Genomic DNA, 24,829 nt, shown 5'->3' with positions numbered 1-24,829 from the left:
TTAAATATTGTTCAACATTACAGGCATTACCAACATTAAGATATCCTCATGGTCTTCTTTTACTGCTGGAACTAATAAACCTGCACGATTAGGCGTGCTCATTTCAAGAACTACTTCTTCACAATTCAGGTTATTAAGCATTTCAACCAAGAACTTAGCATTAAATCCGATTTCCATGTCTTCCCCTTCAAATTGGCAGCTCAATCTTTCATGTGCTTCATTTGAAAAGTCCAGATCTTCAGCAGAGATATGCAATTCGCTTCCTGAAATCTTTAAACGAACCTGATGGGTTGTTTTGTTTGCAAAGATTACGACACGACGTAGGGTGTTCAAAAATAAAGAACGGTCTACGGTAAGTTTGTTCGGGTTGAGGCGCGGAATAACAGCTTCATAATCTGGATAACGCTCATCGATCAAACGACAGATCAGGTTAATGGTACCAAATTGGAAGAAAGCATTCGTGTTGTTGTATTCGATGGACACATTCACATCATCTGATGGAAGTGAGGATTTTAAAAGAGTTAGTGCTTTTTTAGGTAGAATGATTGATGTAGGTTTTTCGGCGCTTACATCAGTTCTACGATAACGTACAAGCTTATGTGCATCTGTAGCGACAAATGTGGTTGATTGCTCAGCCAATTGAACATACACACCAGACATTGCTGGTCGAAGTTCATCGTTGCTTACTGCAAAGATTGTTTTATTGATTGCTTCCAAGAGAATTGGAGCAGCAATATTTACTGTTGATATATTTTCTACGACAGGAATTTTCGGGAAATCATCGGCGTTTTCACCGCTAAGTTTGTACTTACCGTCACCGGCAGAAATCTCGATTGCTAGAGTTTTAGTATCTACTGAGAATGCTACAGGTTGATCTGGGAGAGTTTTTAGGGTTTCGATCAAGATTTTTGATGGCATGGCCACACGTCCTTCTTCTTTTGCTTCAATCTGCAAAGTAGTAACCATACTGGTTTGCAAGTCGGTTGCTGAAATAGTCAGGATGTTGTCTTTGATCTCAAACAAAAAATTCTCTAGAATAGGTAGCACCGTACTGGAGCTAGAGGCGCCACTAATAGCTTGTAATTGTTTCAGTAATATAGATGTTGATACAATAAATCTCATTTCTTTTAGCTAATAGATTTTATTGCAATTATACAGAAAAGAATCTGATTTTTTGCAATTCAAATTAGACTTCGCTTACATAAACATTAAAAAGCACTGCATTAAAATTTGTACATTTGTAAGATTAGGTATGCAATTTAAAAATATCGTAGGGCATCAGGAGCTCAAACAACATCTAATTTCTACGGTTGCTGAAAACCGTGTAAGTCACGCACAACTATTTTTAGGTCCTGAGGGGTCTGGTAGTTTAGCCTTGGCATTGGCTTATGCGCAATTTATCAATTGTGAGCAACGCTTGGAAAATGATAGTTGTGGCACCTGTCCATCCTGCATAAAATATGATAAATTGATCCACCCTGACCTTCATTTTTCATACCCATTTTTTGCAAAGCACAAAGATGACACTGCCACGACTTTTATTGAAGATTGGCGGAAGGCATTTTTAGAAAATCCCTATATGAGCTTAGGGCATTGGCGCAATCAATTGGAGGCAGAAAACAAACAAGCAAACATCAACATTGCTGAAGCACATGATATCATCAAAAAGTTAAGCCTAAAGTCCTTTGAAGCGGAATACAAGGTTTTGATCATGTGGCTGCCCGAATATTTGGATACGCAAGGGAATGCATTGCTGAAACTCATTGAGGAGCCGCCAGCAAAGACCCTCTTTTTATTGGTTGCGGAGAATCAGGATAAAATCTTAAATACGATTATCTCAAGAACGCAATTGGTAAAGGTGAATAAGTATTCACATGAAGAGCTGATGCAGTACCTGATTGACGAAAAGGGCATTGAGGCAAATCGAGCAAATGAGATTTCCTTCATTGCTGAGGGCAATATTCAGACTGCTCTTGATCAAATCGCGGAAGCATCAAATGAAAATTTCGATCTGTTGATTCGCTGGTTAAGATGTATCGTCACGGATGCGGGTTTGAATATTATTCAAATCTGTGATGATGAGATCAGCAAATTGGGGCGGGAGAACCAAAAATTGTTCTTGATGTATAGCATCAATGTCTTAAGACAGATTGTGCTATTAAACCAAGGGCTGCATGAACTAGTCTTTTTAAAGAATGCTGAATTGGATTTTGTCCAAAAGTTCAGCGAAATAACGACTTTGGAGAAGTTGGAAACTGCGATAGATATGCTTGAGAAAACGCATTATTCTGTTGAAAGAAATGCAAATCCTAAAATATTATTTTTAGATTTATCTTTGCAGTTAGTTTTACTATTTAAATACAATACGTTCCCTAAGGGGACTCAATATATATAATTAAACAAATATGGGATGTGGCAGTTGCTCATCCGGGGGTGGTTGCGGAAGTAAATCACTAGGCACAGTACCAGCAGGTTGCAATAACAATGGTACGTGCATGACCAGCGGATGTAATAAATTGGATGTTTACGATTGGTTAGTCGATATGGACTTACCATCTAACTATAAACCTTTTGATATTGTTGAAGTTCGTTTTAAAGGCTCTAGAAAGGAGTTTTTTGTAAATACGGACAATATTTACCTTGAAATGGGAGAGATGGTTGTTGTTGAGCCTAATACAGGCGGATATGACATTGGCCATGTTTCACTGACAGGTGAATTGGTAAGGCTTCAATTGAAAAAGAACAACGTTAAACCTGACGACGTTGTAAAGAAAGTATATAGAAAGGCGAATGAGAACGATGTTGCCAAGTATAATTTAGCCAAAGATCTGGAATGGGAAACCATGCATAGAGCGCGTAATCTAGCGCTCGAACTGGGTTTGTCCATGAAGATTTCTGATGTTGATTATCAAGGAGACAAGACGAAAGCGACTTTCTATTATACGGCTGAGGGCCGTGTGGATTTCCGTGAATTGATCAAAAGAATGGCTGAGGCCTTCCGTATCCGTATCGAAATGAGACAGATCGGGATGCGCCAAGAAGCCAGCAGACTTGGTGGTATCGGCTCATGTGGCCGTGAACTGTGTTGTTCAACTTGGTTAACGGATTTTAAAACGGTTTCAACTTCAGCTGCAAGATATCAGAATCTGTCCTTGAACACATTGAAATTAGCGGGACAATGCGGAAAATTAAAATGTTGTCTGAACTATGAGTTAGACAGCTATATGGATGCTCTAAAAGATATTCCAAACAATATTGACCGTATTGAAACACATTCAGGTGTTGCTTATTTGCAGAAAACGGATATTTTCAAGAAAACAATGTGGTTTTCATACCCACATGCAGAGTCTTGGATTCCATTGACAGTAGATCAAGTTAAGGAATTTGCAGAATTGAACTCACAGGGCAAGAAGCCTCAGGAATTAATCGTTCCTGAAAAAGAAGAGGTTGTAAATGTTCCTAATCCAGATTACGAAAATGTGGTAGGACAGGACAGCTTAACTCGTCTTGATGAGCGAAACAAAAAGAAGAAAAAGCGTAAACCGAAACGTAAGCCTGAGAATGCTCAAAATGCACAAGGTCAAAACGCTGAGAACAAACCTCAAAGGCCAAAGCCTGAAAACAAGAACCCGAATAACGGTCAAAATCAGAACAAGCCTAGAGAAAATCAAGGAAAAGCTGAAAATGGGAACGACTCTAATCAAAATAGAAGAAGACCTCAGAACAGAAATAGAAGAAACAACAACAATAATAATAGAAACAAAGACAATAACTCTGAGGGTTAATTATTAATCCAATGCGCAAATATGTATTTATAGCTATTGTTACGCTTTTGCTGACCTCCTGTCAGGAAGGGCCCTTCTATGAAAGAAATTCTGCTATCCCCAAACAACTGTGGGATAGCAGTTTTAAACCTCAATTCCAAGTCGAGGTGGAAAATAAAGAGGATCGATTCGATCTGTTCTTTAATATTCGACATACCGCCTATTATCCTTATTCGAACTTCTCCTTTTATATAGAACAGAAACAGCTTCAAGACAGTATAATCCGTTCGGAGATCAAATTGGCTGAATCCGACGGTAGATGGTTGGGAAACTCTGCCGGAAACCTATATGGGCAAACGGTTCTTTTAAGAGAGAATTTCACCTTTCCAGATACGGGAAAATATGTTTTTTCTGTTGGTCAGTCTATGCGTGAGAACCCATTAAGGGGAATAAACGATGTTGGTATCAAGATTATAAAGAGATAATTATGCAATGGCTTCGATGGTTACTATTTCCTTTTACCATCCTCTATACCCTTATTATATGGGTTAGAAACAAGCTCTATGACCTAAACTTCTTCCCTTCACGAACTTTTCCTGTTAAGACTATTGTGGTTGGAAATTTGGCTGTTGGAGGTGCTGGCAAAAGTCCGTTGACCCAAAAACTCATCCAATACTTTAGCAACAAATACCGTGTCGCTACCTTAAGCAGAGGGTATGGCAGAAAAACCAAAGGCTTTAGATTGGTGGAAGTAGAAGACAGTGTTGAAAATGTTGGTGATGAACCTTTACAGTTAAAAAAGAACTTCCCAAATATTACTATTGCCGTTGATGAAAATAGAACCGAAGGTATAGAAATCCTACAAAAAGATCATGATTTAATAATATTGGATGATGCTTTTCAACACCGTAAGGTAACTCCAAAATGTTCTATTCTCCTTTTTGAATACAGTTCCATTCTCAATCCGATCTTTTTATTACCTACTGGTAATTATAGAGATACTTTTAATCAAACCAAAAGAGCAGATATTGTTCTCATCACTAAATGTCCGGATGAAATTCCGGCCATGGAAAAGAATAAAATTGAGTCCAAAATAAGATCATACAACAAAACGACTAATATTTATTACAGCAAAATTGGTTATAAAGAATTGATTCCTATATCTGAAATTGCCACAGGAATCAAAGGTCTCCCAAAAAACGTTTTGTTGGTAACGGGTATTGCGAATCCGCAACCTTTAGCGGAATACTTAAGGATAAATGCTGTAAAAAAGGAGCATCTCAAGTTTCCTGACCACCACAACTTTGATGAATTTGATTATAAGGTAATCAATGCCAGGTTTGAGAAATTAAACGCAGACGGAGATTGTATTCTATTGACTACCGAAAAGGATGCTCAAAGACTTTTATTAAATAGACTGGAAGGTATTCCCATATATTATATTCCTATCGATATAATAATAGAAGACGAAGATCAATTTTTCCAAGAATTAGAAACTTCTATATTAAGATAAATTAATTCTAAAAATCAAGGTTATTATATAATGAGCGTGAGGCTATAAATGCTCCATCGAAAATTCTTGTACTCTCTATTCCCAAGTATTGTTGTAACAGATATATATTTTTTTTCTATTCAACTAAAATAAATATAATTTAACTGAAATCTTGCTTAAACCCTATGTTAAGCCACTATTTGAATAATAAAATCACCCTTAGTTGAATTCCTTAACTTGTTAAGAAATGTTAAAAAGTAACAAACATGATACAATTACACAATAAACCATACGAAAGGGCTGTTATTTATTGTACAGAAACGGAGTAAATAATAAAAGTGTTAAACAAAAAAATTAAAATCATGAAAAAGTTATTTTTAGCAGTATCCGCAGTATTATTTTCGTTAAGTCTAACATTCGCACAGGAAGTAAATCCTGAAGAAAAAGCAAAAGCAACAGTTACCGAATGGACTGAGAAGTTGCAACTAACACCAGAACAACAAACAGCTATCTATACAGTTGTCTTAGAGCATAAAAAATCAAAACATGCTTTAAAATCAGATACTACTGTTGCAGCAGAGGCTCAAGTTCAACAAATTGAGGCTTTAAATGCTGACTTAGACAAAAAAGTAAGTGAAATTTTGACAGATGAACAAAAACCATTGTACATTAAAATCGTGGAAGAACGCGCAACTAAAAAGATGCCTGAACCACAAGTACAATAAGCTAACTAATATTCATGTTTCATAAATAAGAAAAGGGATTGCACGAGGTGCAGTCCCTTTTTTCGTTACTTTTGAGGCGCAAAAGTAACCAAAACGCTCGCTCATTTAAGGTGGCTTGTCGCGCGGGGCCAACGCTCATGGAAAAAATGCCTTATTGCCGAGGATGCCGTTCTAATCAATTATCTCTTTTGAGGAGATAATTGCTTGAAAGCATCCAAGGGCAATCCCCACGCACAATGGCCGCGGCATTTTTCCATTCTTCCGCCACTGAAAATGAGCGGGCTAAAGATTGAAAGCCATGTTGAGAGCTTTAGGGCGATTTTTGGGGGAATGTTGTTGCGGCTGGCCGCAACAACATTCCCCCAAAAATCGCCCTTTTTAAAAAAAAGGATTCTGTCATTCCCGAGCTTTAGCTCGGGAAACTATTTAGGCGCTATAATAGTTACACCTACAGGGTTTATTGCCGTTGTATTAACCATTTCTATAATAGTTTCGCCCCGCTGGGGCGATATAGCGTGAAATGTCTTGTCAGTAGTCGGTGAGGACACCAGCCATCTTTAGGATTTGCTAACGCAAGTCTTACGCGCAGGTCTGAGCATAGGGTTGACTTGCGTTTCAACAAAAAAAAAAGCTTGGGATATTCTCCCAAGCTTTTAAATTTCTTTTCTTTACAATGTTTTGTTGTTTTTAAGACGCTTTTAATTTCTTTTGTATGTCTTGCACATAGGTTTTGAATTTCTTATCCGTTTCGATAAGGTCTTCTACTGTTTGGCAAGCATATATTACGGTAGAGTGGTCGCGACCGCCAAAGAAATTACCGATTGATTTCAGGGATGATTTGGTGTGATTTTTTGCCAAATACATTGAAATCTGTCTTGCTTGTACGATTTCACGTTTACGAACTTTCGATTTAACCATTTCAACTGGTACCTCAAAGTATTCACATACTAATTTTTGAATGTACTCCATTGATATTTCTTTATGTGTATTCTTCACAAAGTTTTTCAACATTGACTTTGCTAAATTCAGGTCAATTTCTCTTTTGTTAAGAGTAGATTGAGCCAATAAAGAAACCATAGCACCTTCTAATTCTCTGACACTGTTGTCAATCTGATTCGCCACGTATTCCACTACATTCTCTGGGAGTTCAATACCATCTGAATACATCTTTTTCTTGAGGATAGCCATTCTTGTTTCCAAGTCAGGCACTTGAATATCTGCAGATAATCCCCATTTAAAGCGGCTCAACAGCCTTTCTTCGAGACCAGAAAGATCTTTTGGCGCTTTATCAGATGTCAAGATGATTTGTTTACCAGTTTGGTGTAAGTGATTAAAAATGTGGAAGAAAATATCCTGTGTTTTTTCTTTACCCGCAAAATTGTGAACATCATCCATGATGATAACATCCATCGCTTGGTAAAAATTCACGAAATCATTGATGGTATTGTTCTTAAGGGAATCAACAAACTGTTGACAGAACTTTTCACATGACACGTAGATTACCAACTTATCTGGTAGATTACGTTTGATTTCATTACCAATTGCTTGAGCAAGGTGGGTTTTCCCCAATCCAACATCTCCATAGACCATTAAAGGGTTGAAAGAAGTTCCTCCGGGTTTATTTGCGACAGCATATCCAGCCGAACGAGCCAAACGGTTACATTCTCCTTCAATGAAGTTGTCGAAAGTATAATTTTGATTTAATTGAGGATCAACTTGCAGTTTCTTTAAGCCCGGAATCACGAAAGGATTCTTGATGTTCTTATTCAATGCAACAGGAACAGGAATAGATTGTTTCTTTCCTTCAGCACCATTTCCATTTGATGGAATGTTGGTGGTGTAAGGTGGGTTTGCAGATGATTTTTCTACAACGATGTTGTACTCCAAACGACCTTGCTCGCCCAAGAATTTTTTAACTGTTTTTCTGAGAATACCTACATAATGTTCTTCTAGCCACTCATAGAAAAACAAACTAGGTACTTGAATAGTTAAAACGTTTCCTTCAAGACGTACAGCTTTAACGGGCTCGAACCATGTTTTAAAACTTTGCGTTGGTATGTTATCTTTTATGACTGCAAGACAACTTTCCCAAACACTTGTACACGTTTTTTCCATTCTAAATTTGTTAATAACTTGAAAACCAATAATTGACAAAAATTCTGTTCATAACTTTTGCCTACAACGAATATGACAAAAAAAATTGAGCTAAAAAATTAAAAAGGTAAAAAAAAGACAAGTATCTAATAAACAATATTTTAATTGTAATTTTTAGCATATTTTGTCCATTTTATTAGCCCAAAATTATTTTATTAACACATATAATTTACATAAGATTTTTAAAGCTTTTTTAAAGCAAAAATTAAGCTTTAGGAAATTAATGTGGAAAACTTTTAATAAAAAAAGGAAGCCTGTTGGCTTCCTTAGGTAGACAATTAAAAGTCTTAGGATTACCGATTATTGATAAGCAATTATCCTACCAAAGTTTCAGTTTTTATACCTTTAGTTAATTTACGAACCTGATCCTCAATACCTGTAGCATCATATCCACAGATATGCCATAACTCAGCTTGCTCACCATGCTCAACTATACCATCAGGAATTCCCAAACGTACCACATGAGCATCATAATTATGGTCAGCCATAAATTCTAATACTGCTGAACCGATACCTCCAGGTAAACAGCCGTCTTCAACAGTTATAACTTTGTTGTATTTTCTAAACACTTCATGTAACATCTCTTCGTCCAAAGGCTTAGCAAACCTTAAATCATAATGAGCAGGATGTATACCATCTTCTCTTAATTTAAGAATAGCTTTGCTTGCTTCGTTCCCGATATGTCCGAATGTTAATATAGCAATTTCTTCTCCGTCACAGATTTTCCTTCCTTTACCGATTTGAATTTCTTTGAATGGAAGTTTCCAGTCAGGCATTACCCCATTACCACGAGGGTAACGGATTGTAAATGGTCCCTTATCAGGTAATTGTGCGGTATACATTAAGTTTCTCAGCTCTTCTTCGTTCATTGGCGATGAAACGATCATGTTAGGCACACATCGCATAAATGCGATATCATACGCTCCATGATGTGTTGGTCCATCTGCACCTACCAAACCTGCTCTATCCAAACAAAATACTACATTGAGCTTCTGAAGGGCTACATCATGGATGACCTGGTCGTATGCTCTCTGCATAAAAGAAGAATAGATATTACAAAAAGGCACCAAGCCTTGTGCTGCCAAGCCTGCACTGAATGTAACAGCATGTTGTTCGGCAATACCTACATCAAACGCCCTATCAGGCATAGCTTTCATCATGATATTCATCGATGAACCACTAGGCATTGCTGGGGTAATACCCATGATATCTTTATTCTGTTCTGCAAGTTCCACCAAACTGTGTCCAAATACATCTTGGTATTTTGGAGGTTGTGGCTTTTCAGAGATAGATTTCTTGATTTCTCCCGTTATTTTATCAAACAAGCCTGGAGCATGCCATTTTGTTTGATCTTTTTCTGCCAGCGCATAGCCTTTACCTTTTACAGTAACCACATGCAAAAGCTTTGGACCATTGATATGTTTCAGGTCCTCAATTGTCTTTACAAGTTTATTGACATCATGACCATCAACAGGTCCAAAATATCTGAAGTTTAAAGATTCAAATAGATTAGAGTTCTTTAAAAGAGTACCTTTAATGCTCTGTTCAAGTTTTTTTGCCCAGCCGTATGCATTAGGACCCTTTTTAGAGATCTTTTCCAATACAGAAACCAAATCATCTCTGAATCTATTATAGCTTTTTGAAGTTGTAATGCTTGTTAAATATTCTTTCATTGCACCCACATTTGGGTCAATGGACATACAGTTGTCATTTAGAATAACCAATAGGTTTGATTTTTCTATACCAGCGTGGTTTAGGGCTTCAAACGCCATTCCGCCGGTCAAGGCACCATCTCCAATAATGGCAACATGTTGTCTATCGGTTTCACCTTTGTAAGCTGATGCTACGGCCATACCGAGAGCTGCAGAGATGGATGTTGAGGAGTGTCCAACACCAAATGCATCATATTCACTTTCACTGCGTTTAGGAAAACCAGAAATACCACCAATAATACGATTGGTGTGAAAATCATCCCTTCTTCCCGTCAATATCTTATGTCCATAAGCTTGATGCCCTACATCAAAAATCACCTGATCATAGGGTGTATTCAATGCATAATGCAACGCTACGGTCAATTCAACAACGCCTAAACTAGCTGCAAAATGTCCGCCATTTACAGACACGATATCGATGATAAACTGTCTTAGCTCCTTACAAACTTCCTCAAGTTCTGACTCCTTCAGATTGCGAAGGTCAGATGGAAATTGAATCTGTTGTAATAGCGGTCCTGCTTCTACCTGCATAAATGAAAATTTTTCAAAATAAGATACAAAGTAACAATTTATTCTTTTAACTATAGAATATATATACAATTTAATAGGTAGCATTGTTTTGCTTTATTCAAAACAATATCACCATTTATTGGACCAAATCCTTATTTTTGGCATATTCTATGGAAGCTACGAACTACGAAATAAAATTAGCTCAATTTCAGGGTCCTTTTGACTTATTATTGTTCTTTATCGAACGTGATGAGCTCAATATCCACGATATTCCCATTTCAAAAATAACGGATGATTTCCTGGCCTATATCCAACATATGCAGGCCCTAAACATTGAATTGGCTTCAGAATTTATTTTCGTAGCTTCAACATTGATGCGTATCAAGGCCAAAATGCTGTTGCCAAGGCCTGAACTGGACGAGAATGAAAATGAAATCGACCTTAAAAAGGAACTTGTCCAAAAACTTATGCTCTATAAGCAGTTTAAGGAAGTTTGTGAAGAGCTGAAAGTATTGGAGGATAGGAGAGGGAAGTATTATGAAAGAGGAAATACAGATCAAGATCTTAAAATTGCCCGTGAAGCTAAAGCCCAAACTCTAGAAGAGGAACTTTCTACATTCGACCTGTATAAACTGATGTTGGTATATGAAAGAGTGATGTATAACTATTCCCATAGAGTTCAAGATGTCACACATACCGTTGTAAAATATCCTTACAGCATAGAACAACAAAAGAAAGCAATTGCCGAATTAATTGAAATCAATAAATCCTTGGATTTTTCGCAATTGGCAAAGAATTCTGAAAACAAAGTTCAATTTGTCTATAATTTCTTGGCTATGCTGGAAATGTTACAACAGAAATTATTAGACATTGAAATTGGTTTGGGATTCAATAATTTCTGGATTGAAAAGAAAGTTTCTTAGTTTTTATTGAGCTTTTCGTCCATAGATTTTTTCACTTCTTCTCTATCTTTCAGTTTATCCAAAGCCTGTAACAACAAATCATATTGCTTTGAGCTTTCTATATCACGGATTGCCTTTAATGCTTCTATTCCTGCTTTCATTGCAAAACCACTTTTTTCCGCAAAAGAACCCACGAAAGTTTCCAAATCCATTTGTTCAAGGTAACCATCAACCAATCCCAATTCGATTGCTTTTTCGGTATTAAATGGATTGGGATCTAAACATAGCTGTAGTACTTTCTTTTCAGGCATTATTCTTCTGAGTCCGGCCATCACTTGAAACGGAAAAATACCTAATGCTATTTCTGGAAGCCTAAAATTTAGGTCATTCTTGGCAAAAACAAAGGTACAGCCCAAGATATATAAAAATCCACCCGCTATTACATCTCCTTGTACAACCGCAATAGAAGGTTTGTTGAAATTATCGAATACCTCACCTAATGAAATATCTTGATTTTTAATTTCTGGATTGGGAGTATCCAATTCCTTATTTTGAAAAGTCTTTAGATCCATTCCGGCACAGAATACAGGTCCATTTGCTTTCAACACCAAAACATGGATATCATCATTGTCATTTGCTTGCTTTAGAGCATGCGCAATTTCATTAACAGTTGTAGGCGTAAAAGCATTGCGTTTAGCCTCCCTGTCTAATGTCAGAGTAAATACATGATCTTTTATCTCAGTTTTTATGAAATTATAGTTCATTGTTGATCAAATTTTGAAATCCTTGCATCAATTTAGAAACGTCTTCGAAACTTCCTTTGCCAAAACGGTCAACCAGCAATTCTGATGGTATATTTCCGACCAATTCATCTTTTGCAAAAGGACATCCACCATAGCCTAAAATTGCTCCTTCAAACCTCCTACACCCAGCAGCATATGCTGCATCAATTTTTAGTAAAGCACTTTCAACAGGTGAATGTAGATGTACGCTAAAAGGAATATCCTCATGTTCCTTTGTCAATTTATGAAAAAGGTCATGAATAGATTCAGGAGTGGCTTCAGATGTTGTATCAGCAATCGAGAAATTCTTAACACCGATATTTTTCAAATTGGAAACCCATTGGGATACTAAATCCATATCCCAATGATCTCCGTAAGGATTACCAAACGCCATAGAAATATAAACTACGAGCTCTTGATTACCTTTGTTTATAATATCCACCATTTCTTTTACAGTTTCAAATGCTTGAGCAATATTAGCATTGGTATTGTTTTTTTGAAATGTTTCTGAGATAGAAAATGGATACCCTAAATAATCTATTTTATCGATTTGAGATCCAATTTCGGCACCTCTTATGTTTGCAATAATCGCCAACAACTTCACTTGGTCATTCTTTTCCAATCCATTGATTACTTCAACCGTATCACTAAGTTGCGGAACAGCTTTTGGGGATACAAAACTTCCAAAATCTATACAATCAAACAATTTACTTTCGATCAATTGATTGATATAGGCAATCTTTTTTTGTGTAGGTATCTGGTTTTTTATTCCCTGAATAGCATCTCTGGGGCAATCTACCAAGCTTACATTATTGTTATTGTACATCTTTTTTAATTTCTCTAGCTATTACCATTCTTTGAATTGAGCTTGTTCCTTCACCAATGGTACATAATTTAGCATCTCTAAAGTATTTTTCTGCAGGAAAATCTTTGGTAAAACCATAACCACCGAGAATTTGTACAGCTTCGTTTGACACTTCCACCGCTGTTTCTGATGCAAACAACTTAGCCATTGCTCCTTCTTTAGTTACTTTTAAACCATTGTCTTTTAAATCTCCTGCTTGACGGATCAATAATTCAGATGCATTGATCTTGGTCGCCATATCTGCTAAATTAAAACCAACCGCTTGGAAATCAAAAATTTTCGTTTGAAATTGTTCACGTTCGTTTGCATATTTCAGAGCACATTCATAAGCACCTCTAGCAATACCTAATGAAAGAGCAGCAATAGAAATTCTACCACCATCCAATAATTTCAACGCTTGAACAAATCCGTCTCCGATTTCACCTATCAATTGATCTTTGTGGATTCTACAGTTATCAAAGAATAAAGATCCTGTTTCAGATGCACGCATTCCGAGTTTATCCATTTTAGCACCTGCAGTAAATCCTTCCATTCCTTTTTCCACAATAAATGCAGAAATACCTTTTTTATCGCCTTTTTCACCAGTTCTCGCCATCACTACCGCCACATCTCCAGATATTGCATGAGTAATAAATGTTTTGTCACCATTCAATATAAAATAATCACCATCTTGAACGGCTGTTGTATTCATTCCACCAGCATCCGATCCTGAACCTGGTTCTGTTAATCCCCAAGCACCGATCCACTCTGCTTTAGCTAATTTCGGGAGGTATCTTCTTTTTTGCTCTTCATTTGCAAAACTTAAAATATGATTTGTACATAGGGAGTTGTGGGCAGCAACAGAAAGTCCTATGGATCCACAAACTTTAGATATTTCATCTAAAATGGTAATGTATTCTTGGTAATTCAACCCTGAACCGCCATATTCTTCAGGGACAAGAATCCCCATAAATCCATGATCGCCCAAATTTTTGAAAAGTTCAATCGGGAAAGTTTGGGACTCATCCCATTTCATGACGTGGGGCTTAATATAAGTATTGGCGAAGTTTCGTGCGCTTTCCTTAACTAAGGTCAATTGTTCTTTAGAACCTACGTTATGCATAATATTATTTTAATTAAGTTTATATTTGGGTTATAATTATTTTTTACAAATATTATAAAAAACAAATTATATTTTATGATATTTATAAATATTTAATATTAACACCACTTATAAATTACATTATTTCAATAAAGCTATGCGAGGCCAATTAGACGAACTCCAAAAGAAAAGAGAAAAATTATTGCTTGGTGGCGGATTGGACAAAATCCAAAAACAACATGAAAAAGGTAAACTATCGGCTTGGGAGCGGGTTTTATACCTGTTAGATGACGATAGGGATTTCACTGAGGTTGGTGTATTTGCGGCAGATGGTCAGTATAAAGAACATGGTGGTTGCCCCAATGCAGGAGTAGTCGTGGTGTTGGGTTATGTAAAGGGAAGGTTATGTGTCATTGTATCAAACGATGCAACTGTAAAAGCTGGAGCTTGGTTTCCAATGACCTGTAAGAAAAACCTGAGAGCTCAAGAAATAGCCATGGAAAATCATATTCCAATTATATATTTAGTTGATTCTGCAGGAGTTTATCTACCGATGCAAGCTGAGATATTTCCTGATAAAGAGCACTTTGGTCGAATATTCAGAAACAATGCTAAGATATCTTCCATGGGTATCCCTCAGATTTCAGCTATTATGGGTTCATGTGTAGCGGGTGGTGCCTACCTTCCCATTATGTCAGATTATGCTTTGATCGTTGAAGGTACGGGTTCTGTATTCTTAGCAGGTTCATATCTAGTAAAATCGTCTATAGGGGAAAATATTGATAATGAAACCTTAGGTGGAGCAGATACACACTGTGAAATATCTGGAGTAACAGACAATAAATTCCCGAATGATGAGAGCTGTTTAGATGCTATCAAGAATATTGTAGACAAATTCGGTTCAGAGCCTACCTATGATTATTCCAGGATAGAAGCTCAATCACCGGAATATCCAATGGACAAACTTTATGATTATCTTCCGGAAGATAGATTAAAGCCATATAATATGGTTGAAATCCTGAAATGTATCGTGGATAAGGATTCATTGGAGGAGTATAAAAAAGATTATGGCAAAACCTTGATTTGCGCATTGGCACGAGTTGATGGATGGGCGGTTGGTATAGTAGCTAATCAGCGTGAGGTTGTCAAAGCTAAGAAACCTGGCAATTCAACAGAAATGCAGATGGGTGGTGTTATCTATTCAGATTCAGCAGATAAGGCAGCACGTTTCATTATGAATTGTAACCAGCAGAAAATACCAATGGTATTTTTTCAGGATATTACGGGTTTTATGGTTGGATCTAGGGCGGAACACGGCGGCATCATTAAGGATGGTGCAAAAATGGTCAATGCGATGGCTAACTCCGTGGTTCCAAAATTCACTTTTATGGTTGGAAACAGTTATGGTGCAGGTAATTATGCGATGTGCGGGAAGGCCTATGACCCTAGATTGATCTACGCTTGGCCAACAGCTAAAATTGCGGTAATGAGCGGTGCTTCAGCTGGAAAAACATTGCTTCAGATTCAAGAAGCAACGTTGAAATCAAAAAATGTAACACTGGGTGAGGAGGAAAAATCAAAATTGCTCAAAGAAATTGAAGAGCAGTATAATGAACAATTGAGTCCTTACTATGCTGCGTCCCGTTTATGGGTCGACGGTGTTATCGATCCGGCGGAGACCAGGAAAATAATTTCTATGGGTATTGAAGCTGCATCCCACAATACGGATATCGGAAGATACAATGTTGGAGTTATTCAGACATAAAAAAAGGCTTTTATAAAGCCTTTTTTTATAATAATTTAAGTGTTTTCACAATCTTCAACAGATCAATTGTATTTTCACAACCAGTTTTATGTAACAAATTCTTTCGGTGTGTCCTAACGGTATGGATACTGATAAAAAGTTTGTTTGCTATTTCTTCGCTGGTATTTGCTTGATCCAATAAATTCAATATCTCCAATTCTCTTTTAGTGAACTTAAGGGTTGATCTTTTTACAATATCAGCCTTAGTTTCAATATTATAGTAAGATGGATGACCATTTCTACCAATAAAATGTAATTCAGGGACAGGAGAAGCTTTAATATTCGTAATGTCCATATGCTGAATTATGGTTTTTAAAACAGCACTTTCAGAAATTTCGTAAGCAGCTGTTTGTTGCATTATCCTAAGGTAGTATCCATCTGATTTTCTCATTCTGAAATCATGGATAATTTTATAGTCTTTTTGTTTTTCAATTTCCAATGACAGGCAGAAATCTAGCGCTAGATGCTCATGTTTCATAAAAATATCCTTATCATCGGGATGTATTAGATCGAAAAATTTTTCTAAAGTAAAGTCTATAGGATTATATCCCAACACATTGGAAATACCATCGGAACAAGTGATTATTTGAGGATTTATACAATCGTAAATAAAGTAATAAAGATCGAGTTTTAAATCTAAATGATCATTAAATTCCCTACTATTAGCCACACTGAGCCTATTGGTAAGCTCATGAGCTGTTTTTAAAAACTCATTCCATTCCAAAACATACTATTATTGGTTAATTATTCGGTTCCGCTTTTAAAAGCATTCCAACCTTGAGCTTTAAGTTCGTGTACATTTCCAGATTTGGAAACCAACAAACATCCAGCAGATGGTTCGGTAATATGTCCAATAATACTAATTTCCATGTTATTTTTCAACTTTTCGTAATCATTTTGCGGAACGGTGAACAACAATTCATAATCTTCACCACCGCTTAACGCACAGACAGTTGGGTCCAACCCAAACTCACGAGCAGTTTCATAAGTCATGGGATCGATAGGAATTTTTTCTTCGTAAAGTTTACAACCGACATTGGATTCTCTACAGATATGCAGGATCTCAGAAGCCAGGCCATCAGATACATCAATCATAGCGTGTGGCTTAATGTCCATTGAAGCTAATAATTCAACAATATCTTTACGCGCTTCAGGTTTCAATTGACGCTCAATGATATAGTCCTTACCTTCTAAGTCAGGTTGAATATTAGGGTTTTCAAGGAAGATCTGTTTCTCTCTTTCCAATAACTGAAGACCTAAGTATGCACCACCTAAATCTCCTGAAACACAGATTAAATCCCCTTCTTTGGCAGCAGATCGATAGGCTATATTTTCATTATCAGCATATCCTATGCTTGTAACAGAAATAACAAGTCCTTGAGTTGAAGTGCTCGTATCACCACCAATTAGATCTACATTATAATTTTGGCAAGCAAGTAAGGCGCCTTCATAAATTTCCTCAACTGCTTCAAGCGGAAATTTTGAAGATAAGCCAATTGAAATAGTCACTTGACTGGCAATCCCATTCATCGCATAAATATCACTCAAGTTGACTTGAATGGCTTTATATCCTAAATGTTTTAGGGGTACATAGCGAAGGTCGAAATGAACATTTTCTAACAATAAATCAGTTGATATCAATGTTTTTTTGCCGGAAAAATCCAATACTGCTGCATCATCTCCAATTCCTTTGATGGTGCTTTTTTGCGTCAATACGACAGATTGGGTCAGATGATTTATGAGACCAAATTCACCAAGTTCATTTAAGTTTGTTCTTTCGCTATTTTCAAATATACTCATCTTATAATCCTAGTTTTGCTGAGATATCAAGCATTCTTTCGATAGGTTTTTGCGCACGAATGATAATATCTTCAGAAAGTGTAATTTCTGGTTGTTCGTAGTACAAACAATTGTAAAGTTTCTCCAATGTATTCAATTTCATGTGTGGGCAATCATTGCAAGCACATAAATTGTTTGGAGGAGCTGGAATAAATGTTTTTGAAGGGCTGGCTTTTTGCATTTGATGTAAAATACCAGATTCTGTAGCTACGATAAAGGTGTCTGTTGGATCTTCAATTGTAAATTTCAACATACCAGATGTTGAACCGATATAATCTGCTTGTGCCAAGATATGCTCTTCACATTCTGGATGAGCAATGAATTTAGCATTTGGATATTCTGCCCTCAAGGCATCGATTTTTTCTTGAGAAAAGATTTCATGGACCATACATGCGCCATTCCAAAGTACTAAATCTCTACCTGTCTTTTTCTTGACATAATCGCCAAGGTTACGATCAGGTCCAAAAATAATCTTTTGATCTTCAGGCAAGCTTTCCACAATCTGAACTGCATTTGAAGAAGTACAGACAATATCTGAGAGTGCTTTTAGTTCAGCTGTACAATTGACATAGGTAATCACCAAGTGATCAGGGTACTTCTCTTTAAATTTAGCAAAAAGGTGTGGAGGACAACTATCTGATAATGAACATCCTGCTTTTAAATCTGGTAATAAAACTTTTTTCGATGGAGATAATATCTTAGCAGTTTCAGCCATGAAATGTACCCCAGCAAATACGATTACGTCAGCATCTGTTTTAGCTGCTTGTTGGGACAAACCTAGACTATCTCCAATATAATCTGCTATATCCTGAATTTCAGACTCTTGATAGTAATGAGCCAATATAACTGCATTTTTCTCCTTCTTAAGTCTTTCAATTTCTTTTACCAAATCTAAGCTTGGATCTATTGCAACATCAATATATCCCTTAGCCACTAAGTCTGTTTCAAATGTTGTATTCATTTGGTTTTTCTAAGTTGATTACTTTCTCTTTGACTACCTAACATCACAAAAGTAAAGAAAGAAAACGAAACGAAATCCACATTCCTTTTTTTCAATAAATAATAACTCTTTTTTTAAAGAAGAATCTTGTTGTTTATTAGCATGTGGAAAATGGGGATAATTCAATTGAAATTTATTTTTTTTAGTGGATATTCTATAGTTATTCACAATTTATCCACAGGTTTCTGGGGCTTAAGTATTGATTTTCAATTCTCTCGTTTTTGACCATTTATTTTTTCCATATTTTGATGTGAAATTATAATTGTTCGGAAGTTGTTAATATTTGAATCATATTCTCTTAATATTTTGGTAATACATGTGTGAAAATTGCTAGTATTGTGGAAATAAAAGAAGTTTTACATTTTAATCCACGAGTTATTTACACGTTTTGCACATTATTTGTTAATTTGTTGGTTTAATAGGAATTAAAGAAAGCATCTACAATTAAGATTACATGCTAGATAGAAAAGTTGATTTTTTGATCGTTGGTTCCGGTATTGCCGGATTGAGTTTTGCACTAAAAGCAGCGAAGCTTGGGAAAGTACTGATCGTGACGAAATCCAATGAGGATGAGTCAAATACGAAATATGCTCAGGGTGGAGTCGCCGTCGTTACCGATGAAGATGATAGCTTTGATAAGCATATTGAGGATACCTTAATTGCAGGTGATGGATTATGTGATGCGCAAGTTGTGGAAAACGTTGTTAAAGAAGGTCCAGAACGCATTGCAGAGTTAATTTCCTATGGGACAACTTTTGACAAGGAAGATTCTGGTGAATATGATTTAGCTCGAGAAGGTGGCCATTCAGAACATAGAATCCTTCATTATAAGGATATTACGGGTTATGAGATTGAGCGTGCTCTATTGGAAAAAGTACATGCTGAACCTAATATTGAGATACTAACACATTACTTTGCCGTTGACTTGATTACTCAACATCATCTGGGTGTACATGTGGATAAACGGACGAATGATATCAATTGCTTTGGTATATATGCTTTTAATACACAAACAGGGCATGTTGAAAAGATCCTTTCAAAAATCACTTTAATGGCAACTGGAGGTGCTGGCCATATTTATTCTAGTACTACAAATCCTACTATTGCAACAGGTGATGGTATTGCCATGGTTTATCGAGCAAAAGGTAAAGTTAGAAATATGGAATTCATCCAATTCCATCCTACGGCTCTTTATAATCCAAGGGAATATCCTGCTTTTCTTATTTCTGAAGCTGTAAGAGGATTTGGTGGTATTTTAAAAAGAGCGAATGGTGAGTCTTTTATGGAGGAATATGATGAAAGAGGTTCATTAGCTCCAAGGGATATTGTCGCTCGAGCAATTGATGCTGAGATGAAGAAATCAGGTTTGGATTATGTTTACCTGGATATTAGACATCGATCTAAAGCAGATATATTATCGCATTTTCCAAATATCTATGAAAAGTGTCTTTCTATAGGATTGGATATGACCAAAGATCTTATTCCTGTAAGCCCTGCTGCCCACTATTTATGTGGAGGAATTCTGGTTGATGAATATGGGGCTACTTCTATTAAGAGTCTATATGCCTGTGGTGAATGTTCATCAACAGGATTACACGGTGCTAATAGGTTGGCTTCCAATTCTTTACTAGAGGCGGCAGTTTATGCACATCGTATTTTCGAAGATGCAAGCAAGCATATTGCTAACCTTGAATTTCAGGATCATGTACCATCTTGGGATGAGTCGAATACTCAATTATTGAACGAGGATATTTTGGTTACGCACAATCTACGTGAAACACAAAAATTGATGAGTGATTATGTAGGTATCGTACGATCTGATTTTAGATTGGAAAGAGCTATGCGTAGGTTAGGTCTTTTACATGAAGAAACAGAGTCTTTTTATAAGAACACTAAGCTTTCTGTCAAGTTATGTGAGTTGCGTAATGTTATTCAGGTTGCTTACCTTGTTGTAAAATCAGCAATGCAGAGGAAAGAGAGTAGGGGACTTCATTATACTACGGATTATCCGAACCATGCTGAAGTATTGGAAGATACAATTCTTTAATATTATTGTTTAATTCAATTTATGGCGACGATTTTACCAGTTAAAGGGAAAACACCAGAAATAGAGGGAGATAGCTTTATAGCGCCTAATTGTACCATTGTAGGTGATGTAACTATAGGTTCACACTGTTCGGTTTGGTTTAATGCAGTTATTCGTGGTGACGTTAATTATATTAAGATAGGTAATTACTCCAATATCCAAGATAATGTGACTATTCACGGTACCTATGAGAAGAACGGTACTGATGTTGGTAACTATGTTAATATCGGTCATAATGCTATCGTACATGGTTGTGTGATAGATGATTATGTGTTAATAGGTATGGGTGCGATTGTAATGGATAAGGCACATATTCAGTCGAATGTTATTATTGCAGCAGGAGCTGTAGTCTTGGAAAATATGGTTTGTGAATCTGGATTTCTCTACGCTGGTGTTCCTGCCAAAAAAATTAAGCCGCTCACCGATGAGCAGCTTAATTTATTAAAGAAATTACCGCACAATTATGTGCTTTATTCATCTTGGTTTACTGAGTAACTATTTAAATGAAACATCTATTGTTTCATTCTGCTCCCAATTTGCCCTTATTGTAAATGTTCTATCCAGATACCAGATTCTTTCTGCCTGGATTCCCTTATATACATCACCAGCGTCCCATTTGCCATTGTTATTGGCATCTTCAATCAAACGTATAGAATATTTGCCACCTGGAAATTTAATATATCGCATGATTTTATCTGCAGGTAATTTTCTGACATCAAACAATTTTTCTTTGGTTTCATCGATCAATTCTACGATATAATTCTGAGCAGAATCCAAACCTGTAAATGTGAGGTTTATATCGCCGTAATTCTCGGTTTCATTCAACGTAAACTGAGATTTAAACTCTTTGTTTGTTTCATCAAATGGACCTAAAATAGCACCTTCTTGTACTACAAGCTCATAATTTCTGTTTGGTCTCCAATTGAATCGGATATGGTACATTTCCCTATTCAATGAATCTTGTTGCAGCTGGAAGTTCCTTCTAGAAACAGAATCTTCCAATATTAGTATTTTATTCTTATCAACCGATGCAATTGGGTATTCAGATGTTAATTCAATATGTTTTATTCTATCAACCTTATTGTTGATGTTCAATTTAGGAACAATAGTATTGTCTATTTTTAGGTTTCTAGCTTTCCTTAAATCTATAGTATCAATTGGAGTGTTATTTTCAGCCACTTCAATCTTTAAAGAATCAAATTCTAGATTTTCCAAATAGATTTTCGCAGTATCTAAAGTAGGTTTGTATTTGATTAATTTATTGTTATCCAATTGATTAGGAGATATTATTCGTAAATCTGGTTCCTGTAATGGACGATTAAACGTCAATAATATGGCTCCATCGTTATCAATTTTTTTCTCTAGATTCCTGAATATGTTAGGGACACCCTTCGTGTATTCCAATAGCAGTCCTGAAACATTTTGATTAAGGGTAATACTATCATTTAAAAATCCTATCCATTCATCATTTCCATTATAGACCTTATCATTGTTCATGTCTTTTAATGCATAAACTCTATAGGTATCTTCCCTGAGGTTATTGAAACTAAAATTTCCGGATGAGTCTACAGTTGTGTAATAAGAAGCTTTCTTTTTACCAAAGATAGAATCGCGAGAAGTAGGAATAAGAATAGCAATGACTTCTTTGTCTTTTTCAAGATTAAAGTCTTTGGTATATCCATTCAGCACTCTTCCTGAAATGCTCAAAGAATCTAATTCATCACCAGTGGCAAATACATAGTTGTAATTGATAAATGGATTTCCTTCATTGAAGTCGACTAGGCCTTTACCAAAGTTTATAGTATAGGTTGTATTTTCTTCCAATGAATCTGGCAATTCGATGATGAATCTTTTTTTCCTGACTTTATAGATTGGTTGAGTTTCTACATCCGGAGAGATATTGAATTCCTTTCCTGGGTTCACCGTTTTTATAAATTCATCAAAAGTCATTTCGATAACTTTCTCCTTAAAATTTTTGGATAGGTTAGGGGGTGTGACTCCTAATAATTCTGGTGGTGTAGAATCTTTTGGTCCTCCAGTTGGTCTTTGCATGTTTGCACATTGGATAAAACTCAATGATATCATGAATGCAAGACCTAAAAAGATTAGGTTTGGAAATAAAGCTGTTTTAAGGCGATTTAACGAATTATTATCTTTTTTGGATAGCTGAGTCATAAAATTTAAAATAGTGTCTTAAATCGTTTTATTTTAGCTTATTGTTTTTATTGTTTAAACTACTGAAAATCAGTTATTTAACTCATGTGTACCATCAAAACGCTGATATCTGCCGGTGATACCCCTGAAATTCTAGATGCTTGTCCAAGTGTTCTTGGTTTTACCTTTAACAGTTTTTGTCTAGCTTCAATTGATAGTGAAGTTAATGAATTATAGTCAAATTCCGGATTGATTTCTTTGTCTTCCATTTTCTTCATCTTGTTCACGATTTCCATTTCTTTCTCGAAGTAGCTATCGTATTTAACTTTGATGCCTGCCTGTTCTATGGTGTCTTCATCAAAATTAGTAATGAATTCAGCAAAGTCTTTATCAGCTTTGATAATGTCTTCGATTTCAATTTGCGGTCTTGACAGGATTCCGAAGAGTCTTGATTTTTGGGTTATTGGACTTGAACCTTTTTCCTCCAGTATTGGGTTCATCTCTGATGTACCTATTGAATTATTTTTAAGGTAGTCTACAATTCTATCGGAGTTATTGATTTTGTCATTAACCTTTTGAAGTCTTTCATCGGATACCAATCCCAATTTATGTGCCATTGGTGTCAGTCTGATATCGGCATTATCCTGTCTAAGTAGAAGTCTATGTTCAGCTCTTGATGTGAACATACGGTAGGGTTCATCAGTACCTTTTGTTACGAGGTCATCGATCAGTACACCTATATAGGATTCGGATCTTTTCAGGATGAGTTCGTGTTGATCGTTGATTCTTTGGTGTGCATTTATACCAGCGACGAATCCTTGTGCTGCTGCTTCTTCGTATCCTGTTGTTCCGTTAATCTGTCCTGCGAAGAAGAGGTGTTTTACGGATAGTGTTTCCAGGGTCAGGTCGAGTTGCATAGGAGGGAAGTAGTCATATTCTATGGCATATCCCGGTCTGTACATTTTGGCATTTTCAAATCCTGGTATGAGTTGCAAAGCTTTTAGCTGTACGTCTTCTGGGAGTGATGTTGAGAAACCGTTGACATAAATTTCCACTGTTCTGAAACCTTCCGGTTCTACGAATATCTGATGTCTTTCACGTTCTGCGAATCTATTGATTTTATCTTCGATGGAAGGGCAGTATCGAGGTCCGAGTCCTTTGATTCTTCCGGTGAACATAGGAGACTTTTCAAATCCAGTCTTTAATATTTCATGTACTGCAGAGTTGGTGTAAGTGATCCAACAGCATCGCTGTTCCTGTGGAATTTCAACATCGGTATAAGAGAATCTTCCACGTGAAACATCTCCCCATTGTTCTTCCATCAGTTCATAATTCAGGCTTCTTCCATCCACGCGTGGGGGAGTTCCAGTTTTCATTCTTCCGGATTCGAAACCTAGTGATACCAACTGTTCGGTCAGTCCGGTTGCTGCTTTTTCACCAGTTCTACCGCCGCCGAATTTTTTCTCACCCACATGGATTACACCGTTAAGGAAAGTCCCGTTTGTCAATACTACGGCATCAGCTTCGATACGGATTCCCATGGAGGTTATCACTCCTTTAGCTTGTCCGTTTTCTACGATCACTTCTTTGACGGTATCTTGCCACATATCCAGATTTGGGATTGACTCGAGTGTCAATCTCCATTCTTCTGCAAAGCGCATTCTGTCGTTCTGTGTCCTTGGGCTCCACATAGCGGGACCTTTGGATTTATTGAGCATCCTGAATTGTATGGTTGACTTATCGGCGATGATTCCGGTGTATCCACCCATAGCGTCGATCTCTCTTACGATCTGTCCTTTTGCTACTCCGCCGATTGCGGGGTTGCAACTCATTTGGGCAATAACGCCCATGTTCATGGTGATCAATAAAACCGATGAACCTAAATTGGCAGCTGCTGCTGCCGCCTCACATCCGGCATGGCCGGCTCCAACTACAATGACATTATATTTATTGAACATA

20 protein-coding genes are annotated in these 24,829 nt (G+C 36.6%); 9 read left to right on the top strand and 11 right to left on the bottom strand.

What is annotated here, in order from left to right:
* Entirely contained in the window at positions 1-1,122 is a 1,122-nt protein-coding gene (dnaN, locus tag CRT24_RS00185) for a DNA polymerase III subunit beta (RefSeq protein WP_099369245.1), read from the bottom strand.
* A gap of 130 nt (positions 1,123-1,252) precedes the next feature.
* Between dnaN and CRT24_RS00180 the strand changes: the two genes are divergently transcribed.
* The 5 genes from CRT24_RS00180 (at position 1,253) to CRT24_RS00160 (ending at position 5,981) form a co-directional block, all read left to right on the top strand.
* Complete coding sequence (locus CRT24_RS00180) at positions 1,253-2,395, top strand: hypothetical protein (RefSeq protein ID WP_099369244.1); 1,143 nt, start codon at positions 1,253-1,255, stop codon at positions 2,393-2,395.
* Positions 2,396-2,495: 100 nt separating this feature from the next.
* Positions 2,496-3,785 (top strand): regulatory iron-sulfur-containing complex subunit RicT, encoded by a 1,290-nt coding sequence (locus CRT24_RS00175; protein ID WP_099369243.1) that lies wholly within the window; start codon positions 2,496-2,498, stop codon positions 3,783-3,785.
* Between the two features lie 11 nt (positions 3,786-3,796).
* Entirely contained in the window at positions 3,797-4,249 is a 453-nt protein-coding gene (locus CRT24_RS00170; RefSeq protein ID WP_099369242.1) for a gliding motility lipoprotein GldH, read from the top strand.
* Positions 4,250-4,251: 2 nt separating this feature from the next.
* On the top strand, positions 4,252-5,277 hold the full coding sequence (gene lpxK / locus CRT24_RS00165) for a tetraacyldisaccharide 4'-kinase (RefSeq protein ID WP_099369241.1): 1,026 nt from the start codon (positions 4,252-4,254) through the stop codon (positions 5,275-5,277).
* A gap of 341 nt (positions 5,278-5,618) precedes the next feature.
* Entirely contained in the window at positions 5,619-5,981 is a 363-nt protein-coding gene (locus CRT24_RS00160; RefSeq protein WP_144034470.1) for a hypothetical protein, read from the top strand.
* Between the two features lie 687 nt (positions 5,982-6,668).
* Here CRT24_RS00160 and dnaA read toward each other — a convergent pair.
* Both dnaA and dxs read right to left on the bottom strand, forming a co-directional pair.
* The gene (dnaA, locus tag CRT24_RS00150; protein ID WP_099369238.1) at positions 6,669-8,096 is read right to left on the bottom strand and encodes a chromosomal replication initiator protein DnaA; all 1,428 of its coding nucleotides are present in this window, start codon (positions 8,094-8,096) and stop codon (positions 6,669-6,671) included.
* Between the two features lie 353 nt (positions 8,097-8,449).
* On the bottom strand, positions 8,450-10,378 hold the full coding sequence (gene dxs / locus CRT24_RS00145) for a 1-deoxy-D-xylulose-5-phosphate synthase (protein ID WP_099369237.1): 1,929 nt from the start codon (positions 10,376-10,378) through the stop codon (positions 8,450-8,452).
* Between the two features lie 149 nt (positions 10,379-10,527).
* Here dxs and CRT24_RS00140 point away from each other — a divergent pair, with 149 nt between their 5' ends.
* On the top strand, positions 10,528-11,280 hold the full coding sequence (locus CRT24_RS00140; protein ID WP_099369236.1) for a ScpA family protein: 753 nt from the start codon (positions 10,528-10,530) through the stop codon (positions 11,278-11,280).
* On the opposite strand, the gene CRT24_RS00135 is transcribed toward CRT24_RS00140, so the two are convergent.
* Genes CRT24_RS00135 through CRT24_RS00125 form a run of 3 tightly spaced genes read right to left on the bottom strand, consistent with a single transcriptional unit; the run spans position 11,277 to position 14,008 of the window.
* The gene (locus tag CRT24_RS00135) at positions 11,277-12,023 is read right to left on the bottom strand and encodes an enoyl-CoA hydratase/isomerase family protein (protein WP_099369235.1); all 747 of its coding nucleotides are present in this window, start codon (positions 12,021-12,023) and stop codon (positions 11,277-11,279) included. The genes CRT24_RS00140 and CRT24_RS00135 overlap by 4 nt on opposite strands.
* Positions 12,013-12,867: a hydroxymethylglutaryl-CoA lyase gene (locus CRT24_RS00130; RefSeq protein WP_099369234.1), complete on the bottom strand. Its 855-nt coding sequence runs from the start codon at positions 12,865-12,867 to the stop codon at positions 12,013-12,015. The genes CRT24_RS00135 and CRT24_RS00130 overlap by 11 nt, the downstream gene beginning before the upstream one ends.
* A complete protein-coding gene (locus tag CRT24_RS00125; RefSeq protein ID WP_099369233.1) occupies positions 12,857-14,008 on the bottom strand; it encodes an acyl-CoA dehydrogenase family protein in 1,152 nt (383 codons plus the stop codon). The genes CRT24_RS00130 and CRT24_RS00125 overlap by 11 nt, the downstream gene beginning before the upstream one ends.
* 136 nt (positions 14,009-14,144) lie before the next feature.
* Between CRT24_RS00125 and CRT24_RS00120 the strand changes: the two genes are divergently transcribed.
* The gene (locus CRT24_RS00120) at positions 14,145-15,752 is read left to right on the top strand and encodes an acyl-CoA carboxylase subunit beta (protein WP_099369232.1); all 1,608 of its coding nucleotides are present in this window, start codon (positions 14,145-14,147) and stop codon (positions 15,750-15,752) included.
* Between the two features lie 25 nt (positions 15,753-15,777).
* Here the strand turns inward: CRT24_RS00120 and CRT24_RS21110 are convergent, their stop codons facing one another.
* The 3 genes from CRT24_RS21110 to nadA are packed head-to-tail and all read right to left on the bottom strand — an operon-like array spanning position 15,778 to position 18,591.
* A complete protein-coding gene (locus CRT24_RS21110; RefSeq protein WP_099369231.1) occupies positions 15,778-16,515 on the bottom strand; it encodes a LuxR C-terminal-related transcriptional regulator in 738 nt (245 codons plus the stop codon).
* Positions 16,516-16,535: 20 nt separating this feature from the next.
* Positions 16,536-17,585 (bottom strand): thiamine-phosphate kinase, encoded by a 1,050-nt coding sequence (thiL, locus tag CRT24_RS00110; RefSeq protein ID WP_099369495.1) that lies wholly within the window; start codon positions 17,583-17,585, stop codon positions 16,536-16,538.
* Between the two features lie 7 nt (positions 17,586-17,592).
* Positions 17,593-18,591: a quinolinate synthase NadA gene (nadA, locus tag CRT24_RS00105; RefSeq protein WP_099369230.1), complete on the bottom strand. Its 999-nt coding sequence runs from the start codon at positions 18,589-18,591 to the stop codon at positions 17,593-17,595.
* A gap of 493 nt (positions 18,592-19,084) precedes the next feature.
* Here nadA and nadB point away from each other — a divergent pair, with 493 nt between their 5' ends.
* Both nadB and CRT24_RS00095 read left to right on the top strand, forming a co-directional pair.
* Complete coding sequence (gene nadB, locus CRT24_RS00100) at positions 19,085-20,677, top strand: L-aspartate oxidase (RefSeq protein ID WP_099369229.1); 1,593 nt, start codon at positions 19,085-19,087, stop codon at positions 20,675-20,677.
* A gap of 21 nt (positions 20,678-20,698) precedes the next feature.
* On the top strand, positions 20,699-21,211 hold the full coding sequence (locus tag CRT24_RS00095; RefSeq protein ID WP_099369228.1) for a gamma carbonic anhydrase family protein: 513 nt from the start codon (positions 20,699-20,701) through the stop codon (positions 21,209-21,211).
* On the opposite strand, the gene CRT24_RS00090 is transcribed toward CRT24_RS00095, so the two are convergent.
* Both CRT24_RS00090 and mnmG read right to left on the bottom strand, forming a co-directional pair.
* The gene (locus tag CRT24_RS00090; protein ID WP_099369227.1) at positions 21,212-22,891 is read right to left on the bottom strand and encodes an Ig-like domain-containing domain; all 1,680 of its coding nucleotides are present in this window, start codon (positions 22,889-22,891) and stop codon (positions 21,212-21,214) included.
* Positions 22,892-22,968: 77 nt separating this feature from the next.
* A complete protein-coding gene (gene mnmG / locus CRT24_RS00085) occupies positions 22,969-24,828 on the bottom strand; it encodes a tRNA uridine-5-carboxymethylaminomethyl(34) synthesis enzyme MnmG (protein WP_099369226.1) in 1,860 nt (619 codons plus the stop codon).
* Position 24,829: the final 1 nt, after the last annotated feature.

This window comes from Sphingobacterium sp. 1.A.5 (genome assembly GCF_002734235.1).
Taxonomy (GTDB): Bacteria; Bacteroidota; Bacteroidia; order Sphingobacteriales; family Sphingobacteriaceae; genus Sphingobacterium; species Sphingobacterium daejeonense.
This window is presented reverse-complemented; position numbering and strand designations above follow the sequence as displayed.